4 protein-coding genes and 1 pseudogene are annotated in these 3,753 nt (G+C 68.3%); 3 read left to right on the top strand and 2 right to left on the bottom strand.

The window, feature by feature from the left end:
* Positions 1-129 precede the first annotated feature (129 nt).
* Positions 130-1,071, bottom strand: coding sequence for an aromatic alcohol reductase (locus ACFWGJ_RS42700; RefSeq protein WP_387334355.1), 942 nt, complete (start codon positions 1,069-1,071; stop codon positions 130-132).
* Positions 1,072-1,194: 123 nt separating this feature from the next.
* Between ACFWGJ_RS42700 and ACFWGJ_RS42695 the strand changes: the two genes are divergently transcribed.
* The gene (locus ACFWGJ_RS42695; RefSeq protein WP_387334354.1) at positions 1,195-1,572 is read left to right on the top strand and encodes a MerR family transcriptional regulator; all 378 of its coding nucleotides are present in this window, start codon (positions 1,195-1,197) and stop codon (positions 1,570-1,572) included.
* 186 nt (positions 1,573-1,758) lie between these two features.
* Here the strand turns inward: ACFWGJ_RS42695 and ACFWGJ_RS42690 are convergent, their stop codons facing one another.
* A complete protein-coding gene (locus ACFWGJ_RS42690; protein ID WP_387334353.1) occupies positions 1,759-1,980 on the bottom strand; it encodes a hypothetical protein in 222 nt (73 codons plus the stop codon).
* A 188-nt stretch (positions 1,981-2,168) separates the two neighbouring features.
* On the opposite strand from ACFWGJ_RS42690, the gene ACFWGJ_RS42685 reads away from it, so the two are divergent.
* The gene (locus tag ACFWGJ_RS42685) at positions 2,169-2,390 is read left to right on the top strand and encodes a hypothetical protein (protein ID WP_387334356.1); all 222 of its coding nucleotides are present in this window, start codon (positions 2,169-2,171) and stop codon (positions 2,388-2,390) included.
* Positions 2,329-3,598: pseudogene (locus tag ACFWGJ_RS42680) on the top strand (transposase). Before ACFWGJ_RS42685 ends, ACFWGJ_RS42680 begins: the two are co-directional and overlap by 62 nt.
* The last annotated feature ends 155 nt before the right edge of the window (positions 3,599-3,753 follow it).

Here is a 3,753-nt window from a genome sequence, read left to right as displayed (position 1 = left end):
TGTTGGTTCAGGGTGCCAGGCAGTTCGGGCCGGGCAGTTCGCGAGGCAGCCCGGGCCATGGCTGCCCTGGAGGCCGTCGGTGTGGGGCTGCAGGCCGATGCCACCCGCGCGCAGGGGCTGGGGGATACGTCAGCCGGCGAGGTTCTCCTCGACCCACTGGCGGAGGTCAGTCACGGGGATCGCGCGGCGTGCGTTGTACGTGTCGTCCTTCGCCCATGCGACGCCGCGGCCCTGCGCGAAGACCGCCCGGTACTTCCGCGTCATGTTGTCCGGGTCGGCGGCCAGCTCGTCGAGCAGCGACGGAACCGTCCACACCGCACGACGGAACGGACGGCCCAGCACGGTCTCAAGCGTCTCGGCCAGCTCGCCGTAGGTGATGGTGTCACCGGCGAGGTAGACGATCTCGTCGCGGATGCGAGGTTCGGCGAAGAGGATGTCCGCGGTCAGGACGCCGATGTCCTCGGGCGTCGTCACGGTGACCGCCGTCTTGAGACTTCCCAGCGCGTGGACGGTGTCGTCGGGCAGGTCCACCATGCCCGAGCCGGGCTCGAAGAGGTAGTTCATGAACATGCCGGTGGAGATGATGACCCACTCGGTCCGGTCCTGGGACCGCAGCAGGTCACGGACGTCCAGCTGGGAGTCGAAGATGTCCTGCGGGCTTCCTCGGCCGATGACGTCGAAGTCGACGCCGAACTGCCACGGGAAGTACCGCGGGACCCTCGCCTGGAGGGCGGCCTGGGCGACCTTCATGGGGGTGTCGAGGCCGGCGGTGATGCCCGTGCACCCGATGACCGTGTCGTAGTCGGCGAAGAGGAAGGCGAGCTCGTCGACGGTGTTCTTCACGAGGTCCCCTTCGACGATCTTCACGCCCAGGTCCTTGATTTCAGCGACGTCGCGCTGCTTGGCGGGTGCCGTGGACGCGATGGCGCCGGCCCGCAGGAGCACGCTGACGGACGAGCCCTCCACGTCCTTCGCCCGTCGGACGACGTTGCGGATGACGGGCATGCCGAGCTCCCCGGCTCCGATGATGAGGATGTCCCGGGAGGTGGGGATCGAGCTGTCGTTGGTCATCTGAAGGCCACTCTCGTGTTCGTCCTGCCCCAGCGTGTTCTGGTCACTGGGGTCTCGAAAATCACCGTAGACTTTGACATCAGTGTCAAGGTCAAGTCGTCCGCTGACGAGGAGGAGCGAGTGATGAAGATCAGTGAGGCCGCCCAAAGGGTAGGAGCCCCGGCTCGCATGCTCCGCTACTACGAGCAGCAAGGGCTCATCGAGTCGTCGCGATCGGCCAACGGTTACCGCGACTACTCCGAGGACCAGGTGGAGCACGCACGTCACGTCCGGGCGCTCATCGAGGCCGGTCTGTCGACGAGGATGATCAAGATCGTGCTGGACATCGAGGCTCCCTCGACCCGGGACGCAGCAGGCGCGTCCACCCAAATCCTGGCGGAGGAGCTCGCTCGCGAGCTGCGCGTCGTCGAGAACAGGATCGTGTGCCTGGAGAAGAGCCGGGACGCGGTGATCGGCTACCTCCGGCGAACGGGCCATGCAGACCTGCTGACCCCAGCGTGACTCGCCACCCCGGGGCCCGCGGGCGGAGGGGCACGGCCCTCGGCCTGTGGGCGACGTCGGCCTCATCGGCGTCCACGTCGGCCGCCCGGCCATCGCCCATGCGTTGTGGATTGGTGCAGCGGGTGAGGCACCGCAACCTCTGAGCGCGCCATCCATGCGGCGTTCCCGGCCTCGCGACGAGGCGGCTCAGTACTGGAGAGGGCGTCCCCCGGACCATCCGGACCAGCGGTCGATTGCGACGCGGACCGTGACGAGCGGGCTGTCCCTGGCGGGGTAGTCCCTGCCGAGGAAGTGTCGCGACAGCCGGTCGATGTCAGTCAGGCCCTCGTCGGGCTTTATCGACACCACATGCCCCTGGAGGGAGATGTGGGTGCCGAAGTCTTCCGCTACGAGCACGGTCAGTGCCACGTAGCCGACTGCACCGCCCCGGCGTCACCGGAGTGCTTAAGTCTGTCCCTCGTCTGTTTTTCCATCACAGGCCGTCACCGGTCAGGGGTATGGCACAGCTACTTAGCTTGTGCTTTAACCTCGGGATCTTCTTGTCGTGCCTGGTTCTGTCCCCCGCTGAACGTCACGGATGGACTGGGAGTCAGGCTGTGCAGATCGCAGGGGTAGACCTGTATGTGAATCACCCGCTGATGGCGCTCGGTTCGACCGAGTGGATCCCTACCACACTGGCCCTCGACGGTGCTCCTGCCGCTGCGTGCGACACGCACCTCATCGTTCGGGTGCAGGTCCAAGTTGCGCTGGTCAAGGGTGAGCTTTCTGTCAGATACCGGCTCAGGGGAAGCGTTCGCGAAAGCGTCACGCTTCCGTGAGGACCTTTTCGACTGCCTGACCGCGCGCGGGGACGAACTGGTCGACCTCGCCGACGCGTTGCTGTGCGTGGACGGTCCGGTGACGGCACCGGTGGACCTGACGCTGGTGGCCGAGCACCGGCGTGGGCACGGCACAATGTACGACGCGTTGAACTGCGGGAACATCGACGTGCCCCGGTTGCGGGCAGATGCTGGCCGGCCTGCCGATGCGGCAGGCCGCCGACGGGCGCCCGGTCCTCGCGGTCGACGTGAGCAACTGGCTGCGCCCGGACGCCCTGACCAGCGCGGATCGTCTGTTCTGCCATGTCTACGGCCGCAGCGGCCGGTCCTCTGACCAGTTCGTCACCGGTTGGCCGTACTCCTTCGTCGCCGCGCTGGAGTCGGGCCGTACGTCCTGGTGCCAGCTCCTGGACGCCGTCCGCCTCGGACCCGAGGAGGACGGCGTCGAGGTCACCGCCGCGCAGGTCCGCCGGGTGCTCACCGACCTGATCGAGATGGGCCGCTGGCACGCGGGTGACCGCGACATCCTCATCGTCTTCGACGCCGGATACGACGCCCCGCGCATGGCCCACCTCCTGGCCGGCCTCCCGGTCGAGGTCCTCGGGCGGATGGGCACGGACCGGGTCATGCGCCGCCCGGCACCCTCCCGCGAGGAGTACTACCTGGCCCAGCCCCGCGGCGGCCACCCGCCCAAGCACGGCGGGGAGTTCCGCTTCCCCAAGCCCGAGACCTGGGCGAGCCCGACGCCGCGACCATGCAGGTCACCGACCGGTACGGCATCGCCCGCGCGATGGCCTGGGACCGCATCCACCCCCGCCTGACCACCCGCTCCGCATGGATCGACCACGCCGGCGAGCTCCCCGTCATCGATGGCACGCTGCTCCGCCTCCAGGTAGACCGCCTGCCCGGCGGAGGCGACCCGCTGCCCCTGCGGCTGTGGTCGTCGGCCACCGCCCTGAGCGGCGAGGACGTCGACGTCCGCTGGCAGACGTCCCTGAGGTGCTTCGACCTGGAGCACACCTTCCGGCTCATGAAGCAGACCCTGGGCTGGACCCGGCCAAAAATCCGCACCCCCGACGCCGGCGAACGCTGGACTCCGCCCGCACCTGCTCTGTCCAGCCCGTGCGCCGAAACCCTCAACGCCCTTCCCTGGACGGCCACTTGGCTCGAAGAACCGGCGGGCCGCCACCCGTTACCACCCCCAGTAGTGACAGACGATCTGTCAGTGCCAGAAGCCGTGCGTGGGCCGCCGCCTGGATGGCGGCGGCCCCGGGTCACCGACGGTGTCTTCCCGGAAGGGCGGGGGAGGCCCCGCCGTGAGCGGTCATCGATTCACCGTTCGTTTCGTGACGGTTCCCTCAGG

Origin of the sequence: Streptomyces sp. NPDC060205 (genome assembly GCF_042728395.1) — a bacterium.
GTDB lineage: Bacteria > Actinomycetota > Actinomycetes > Streptomycetales > Streptomycetaceae > Streptomyces.
Note: the sequence above shows the minus strand (reverse complement) of the source record. Positions and strands in the feature narration are given on the sequence as shown.